Origin of the sequence: Enterobacter cloacae complex sp. XAL002, assembly GCF_049236805.1 — a bacterium.
Classification (GTDB): Bacteria; Pseudomonadota; Gammaproteobacteria; order Enterobacterales; family Enterobacteriaceae; genus Enterobacter; species Enterobacter intestinihominis.
Genome location: NZ_JBMKJN010000048.1, coordinates 1 through 5,947, shown reverse-complemented (window position 1 = coordinate 5,947; position 5,947 = coordinate 1). Strand labels below are relative to the sequence as shown.

4 protein-coding genes are annotated in these 5,947 nt (G+C 45.8%); 2 read left to right on the top strand and 2 right to left on the bottom strand.

Annotated elements, in window-relative coordinates; genetic code table 11:
• Positions 1-246: 246 nt before the first annotated feature.
• Positions 247-816 carry a recombinase family protein gene (locus tag ACOT0L_RS23590; RefSeq protein WP_001749988.1) on the top strand — a complete coding sequence of 190 codons (570 nt, stop codon included), beginning with the start codon at positions 247-249 and terminating at the stop codon, positions 814-816.
• Between the two features lie 756 nt (positions 817-1,572).
• Positions 1,573-3,042: an HNH endonuclease signature motif containing protein gene (locus ACOT0L_RS23585; protein WP_004201235.1), complete on the top strand. Its 1,470-nt coding sequence runs from the start codon at positions 1,573-1,575 to the stop codon at positions 3,040-3,042.
• Between the two features lie 519 nt (positions 3,043-3,561).
• Here the strand turns inward: ACOT0L_RS23585 and ACOT0L_RS23580 are convergent.
• Entirely contained in the window at positions 3,562-4,299 is a 738-nt protein-coding gene (locus ACOT0L_RS23580) for a hypothetical protein (RefSeq protein WP_004201234.1), read from the bottom strand.
• A 137-nt stretch (positions 4,300-4,436) separates the two neighbouring features.
• Positions 4,437-5,123: an NYN domain-containing protein gene (locus ACOT0L_RS23575; protein ID WP_004201232.1), complete on the bottom strand. Its 687-nt coding sequence runs from the start codon at positions 5,121-5,123 to the stop codon at positions 4,437-4,439.
• Positions 5,124-5,947: the final 824 nt, after the last annotated feature.

Here is a 5,947-nt window from a genome sequence, read left to right as displayed (position 1 = left end):
CTGCTATAGTGCAGTCGGCTTCTGACGTTCAGTGCAGCCGTCTTCTGAAAACGACAAACAGCCAGAAAGGCTGTTACAGGCGATTTGATCTGCAACCTATTGGTTAAATTAATGTATCAAAAACGATGGTTTTTGTGACAGTCTTGAAAAGTCCTGACTTCTCCCGAAAAATGACTCCCCTCATGTAACAAAACTCGTTACTGTATCAACATAACAATAACCCCATAACTAATTAGCGAGAAAAGAATGAAAATCGGCTATGCACGTAAATCTACGCATCTTCAGGATGTGGCGCACCAGGTTGACGAACTAACAAAAGCTGGATGTGAGCAAATCTATCAGGATCAGACCTCACGTAGCGGCCCCAAGCGCGACAAAAAAGGTGCGCCGGAACTGGAGAACTGCCTGAAAGCATTGCGCGAGGGAGATACCCTAGTAGTTTGGGCACTAGATCGGCTCGGCGGTTCATTGGGTCAAGTCATTACTTTACTCGACGACCTGAAGAAACGCGGAATAACTTTCATAGCCATCAAGGACAGAATAGACACAAATGCGCCAGTTATAGGGGAAATCTATACTCATCTGATGGCGATATTCTCTAGCTTTGAACGCAACCGCAATATTGAAAGAACGCGCTCAGGCCTTGCAGCTGCACGCGCAAGGGGCCGTGTGGGAGGGAGAAAACCGTCACTTTCTGAAGAAGATGTTAAACAAATTAGAATCTTACTTGCTGATCCTGAAATGACAGTTGGTGCAGTTGCTAAGCGCTTCAACGTTTCTCGCATGACTATTTATCGCTACACCACAAAATCATGAATGACCGCAGCATGGCGGTTTTATTTTCTTATGCCCGTCAGGGCATGGAAGGCGACCACGCCGGACTTAAACGGGCACCGGCCGCAAATCGCCGGAAACCGCAACGCTGACCGTATCGCCCGGCCCAGCCCCTCCCTGCAAAGCCATAACCCAGCCCGCCGCCACGCAGCTGCCGCACGTCCCCCACGGTGGTGCGCAGTGGGCGCCGCGCGCCTGCGCGCGGGAACGGCGGCCCGCCTTCGGGTCGCGGCGCCGTACTGCGCGTTAGCGGCCGCACGCGGCCGGTTACGGGGGACACTACGCCATACGACCAGCGACCCGCTGAGCTGCACAATCCACGGATAACACAAGCTACATACATGTCGATATGGGAATCGGCCCACCTTGCCGGGCTGCGTAATTGCATCGGACTTGACTACCCATTTGCATTTTACTTGGTGACCGTTTGCAGATTACTTGACCATCACCAACTAAATCTGTCCCATTAGATTTAGTTGGCGTAAGGCCTTACATCTTAACGGCTGCTGTGTGCCAAAAGCGGAAGTTGGAGTGCCAGAGGCGCTCTAAAAATTAATGGTTCGTTATGCAGGGATACAAACAAATACCTGCATGGTTTCTATGGCTTTTTGATTGGATTCATGTATGACGGTAATGCCTTCATTCCGTCAGCTTTTGCAGTGCTTACCTCCATGTATAGACGATTGATAAGAACGATTTGTATACTTCCTCATATCTACAGATTTTTCAGGTACTCACATGAAAATGACACGCTTAGAAGCTATCAAGGCATGGGGAAGAGCAAGCCGAGAAGGTAAGCCAATTCCCGAAGAGGTCAGAGAAGTTCTGATCAGCACCCAACAAAATGATAGTAGCCATGATTTCCATGTAGAACCCACTACAGCTAAAGTTAGAGTTAGCAAAGAGCAAGTAAAAAAGAATATTAACGGTAAGAAACCGTTAACTGCGCCTGCACCTATCCGTAGCGTAGGAGGTTATTTAACTCCTAAAGAAATGGAAACTTACAACCAAAAACGCAAGTTAAATAATCAAAAACGTAAAAATAAACCTTTACTTTATTCAGATATAATGCTTGAACTTCTTGCATCTGGTTTGTCAAAAAAGCAAGCGACGAAGAAAGCAAAAGATATTATTCAGCGTGAAACACTTGAGCGACTCAATAACAAAAAAAGTAAACCTGTGGCTAAAGTATCACTTTCATCCAAATATAGAGCTATTCGTAATGAGAAAAAGATTAAGTCTGATCCTTGGCACATAGCGAAAACGAAACAGGACGAAATAATTCAAGCTAAAAACGAACAAAAAAAGCTAGAGGCGGATCTTATAAGTCGCCGTATTTCATGTATTGAATGCAAGGTTGATTTTCAATCGCTTGGAGGATTTGCAGACCATGCTAGAGATGTTCATCATGCAAGCATAAGTACACCTAAGCTAATTGTAGAAATTGAAAAACCTATTGCCAATGCTGATTTTTTAATCGGGGTGCCTGTATTATCGTCTACTGAATCAGTAGAGGAAGTTGTTTCTATTCCTGTTGCCAAAACTCCAGAATCCTTTAGTGATAAGTGGCTCAGATTGTTTGCAGAAAAGGGGTACACCGTTGCTATGGTTGATGCTTTCAAACGAGAAGCAACTAAACAAGGTATGGATGTAAAAGAGGCACATGAATTTCTTAGTGTCTGTAAGCCGTCAAAACACCTCACAGGAATACCTGTACGCCCTTTAGAAGTGATTCTTCCTCCTGAACAACCGAATACCATTATAAATCCCGTAGAAACGCTTGTAAATTCAGTTGCTAATGCTCCTTCTTACGCTCCCGCTCTATCTGAATCTATTGAGCAAGCGTTGTTCGCAGATCGTATTGTTCGTACCCGTACCAATCAGAACGATTTTAAAGAGCGTGTGGCCGCTAACTTTGGTTATCGTTGTGCCATAACTAATAGCGGAGAAGCACTAGAGGCCGCCCACATTGAGCCAGTTGGAACAGGAAATAATAATACTTCTAACGGATTATTGATGCTTGCATGTTTGCATCGCCTTTTTGATGCTGATTTAATGGCTATTAATCCTGACTTACTCACTGTACATTTCAAACCTGATTGCACATACTTTGCTAAAAGTATATTGGAAGGTAAAAAAATAAATGCTCACTCAGTTCCTTTGAACAAATCGGGATTGCTAGAACGCTGGCTTCGCTTTGATGTCTAAAGGCACGAAAAAGTGAAATGCAACTATTTCTACAGTCACTTTTGTGGGAGAAAAAGTGCCAACTTCAGCTCCTCGCTCATAGTAGACCTCCCGACGCCTCAGGCGGTCCGCTTTGTGCCAGAAGTGGACGTTAAAGTGAACTATCTTAGTGGTCAGGTTTATGCTTATAGGACGAAAGCTATCAGTTTTCTGGCAGATTTTCTTATCAGATAATATTCACCTGTCAGGTAACAAATTACTGCAATGAAGCTTATTGCTCCACCCAGCACCGTGTTATTGACCAGCAATTATAAGGCTGCCGCCAGGCAGTTTCTTATGTTCCCGTCCGGGCATTCGGTAAAACGCCCATAACACCGAACTGTGTAACAGGGAAAGTGACGACTACTTGGATTTTTAAGCGCCCGATGACTTCCTACTTGTTGAGATACCTGAGAGCGATTAAGCATACACAATAATCTTAACTCTCTGTGTAATACATATGTATTACACAGAGAAATGCCTAATTTTTCAGGTTTATCTTTATGAATACGTAACACAAAAATTATTACAGTGAGTCATCGAAAATTGATTCATGCGGCACGCATTTTCTTGCGTTACGATTCCATTTTCGTGCTCAGCAACAAATGCCATGTCTCTTGTAATTGGGATTATCCAGGTCAGATCGTTTTTCCAAAGATTAACGTTCCAGAAATCAGGCAGGATAAAGTTTTCCTCCGGCGATTTAACTAATCCCCACTTCCTGCTTTTAAATAAAATATTTAATTTATTCAAGTCCATTTTGAATGTCAAACCCCGAAACATATCATCATGCATTGTTCCGTCCGGCCTCATAAAATAAGCCCCTTTGTACTCTAATGTGTCCTGCTCTTCAAAAGATAACTCGCTTCCGATTATGCGGAAATTGACGCTTTCCGGACGTTCGCTGGCTAACCTGCCCCTGATATTCCACATCAGGTAGTAATCAGTTATTCTTCCGAAATTGAAGCTATTTTCATTATTTATTGCTTTATCTACTTCTTCCTTAAAAGCATCCTCTATGCTTTTCATAAGTCTTTCCGTGGATTCATCCCATCCTTTTTTTGAATAAAAGACTTCATCGTTGACAGACTTTTGTTTTACGACCCCTTCTTTATCTACTATCTTTACATAAACTTTATTTGCATCCTGTGAAAATAGTTTCAGGAACTGTCTGCCCAGGTAATGCTGTTTATACGTGAACTGCACGGTTTTGGTTCTGTTCCTGCGCGGTTTTTTCATATTACCTCAGAATATTCATGACGGATTAAGTTCAGCTTAGCATGTCCTGATCCTAAACTGTTCCGGCGAGGCCGCTACTGTTTGAGGGTATGAGATGCCCGGACACGGTAATTCGGTAAAACGCCCATATTACCGAATTACCAGTAATGAGGCTTGATAGCAGGCTTCTTCTTTGTAGGGACACGTTCAGGAAACTGGTGAGATTGCAATTCGTCAATCTTCACTTGTCGTCTTATCCAATCACTATGGTTTTTAAGTGAGCCGGGCACTCCGCGTTCGATACCTTCGCGATGTGGCAAAATAATGCCAACCGTTATTTCTGGAAAATCTTCCTTTATTGCTTTTAAGGCAGGCGTCATATCGGTATCAGCCGACACTAAGACTATTTGTGCAATGCGTGCATCTGCTTCAAGGTTCTGTTGCTTTGAAAGAAGTCGGTACATACTGATAGCAATATTTACATCGGTCTCTTTTTCCTCAAGATCCCATACATCAACCTTATCAGATCGGGATGCAGGAATACCATCCAGATAACGCGGCGCACTGCCACGATTAAGCCTGTGTCTTCCTAAATGGACTGTAACGCCCTTCGCCTTGAGTGCGCGAATATAAACATCCTGAGCTTCAGCCGACTCTTTACCTCTGGTTGCAAGAGGAGGTAAAACGGGAGAGGTAAAGTAATTTACCTGGGCAGTCTCAGAGGCAGGATTTTGAATTTTCGTGATATATGTCAGAAGCGCAGGGAGGTCGAGCCACTTGAAGGGTGTTCCAGCCAGCAGCCCGTAAAAGAGATTGTATCCATCAATGAAAAAAGCGGTGCGCACGTTTGCTTCCCATCAGATACGAAAAAACCGGCTCGCTGGCCGGTTTCTTCACCCCAACTGCCAGTGAACTTAATCGCTGCGTTCGGGGTTGAGTTGTAGGAACAATACTATGCTATTTTGACGACCCCGTCAATCATCCCTGCTAATCCTGCATAACGGCCTTTCATCCCCGCTCACGATCTGTAGACATTCGGTAAAACCCGCATAACACCGAATCGCCCCGCCGCGGCGCGCAACACTACATGTTGTGCCTGTCTCAGCTGGCAGGCCTACCAGATATAGTGATCGGGCGGTCAGCGCCGGGGCAGGCCGCGCCGGTTGCCCCGCTGCGCCATTCGGTAAAACTCCGGCACGGGGGGGGGCCCGAATGCGGTTTACCGCCAGCGGAGTTTTTCTTCTTGCTTTTTTACACATTGCACAATGGCGAGGTGGTATTAGAAAATGTCATTTCTCACATTAAGCCTATATCCGCTTTTCGCTCATAGCTGCCGGTCAACTCGGAAGGAAACTGTCTCTATTTTCTGTTGGAGATGACCAAGAGAAGTGCAAACAGGCAGTCAAGTAAAATGCAAATGGGGAGTCAAGTGAATGCAAATACCCACCGGGCGCCGCTGCCGCGTGGGAATCGGCCCACCTTGCCAGGCGCTGCTGCCGTGTGGAAATCCGCCCATCTTGCCGGGCGCCGCTGCCGTGTGGAAATCCGCCCATCTTGCCGGGCGCCGCTGCCACGTGGGAATCGGCCCATCTTGCCGGGCGCTGCTGCCGCGTGGGAATCGGCCCACCTTGCCGGGCGCCGCTGCCGTGTGGAAATCCGCCCATCTTGC

What these genes read in the sequence shown, in the direction of transcription:
- ACOT0L_RS23585 (WP_004201235.1), top strand. Translation starts at nt 1,573, where the DNA reads ATGAAAATGACACGCTTAGAAGCTATCAAGGCATGGGGAAGAGCAAGC.
- ACOT0L_RS23580 (WP_004201234.1), bottom strand. Translation starts at nt 4,299, where the DNA reads ATGAAAAAACCGCGCAGGAACAGAACCAAAACCGTGCAGTTCACGTAT.
- ACOT0L_RS23590 (WP_001749988.1), top strand. Translation starts at nt 247, where the DNA reads ATGAAAATCGGCTATGCACGTAAATCTACGCATCTTCAGGATGTGGCG.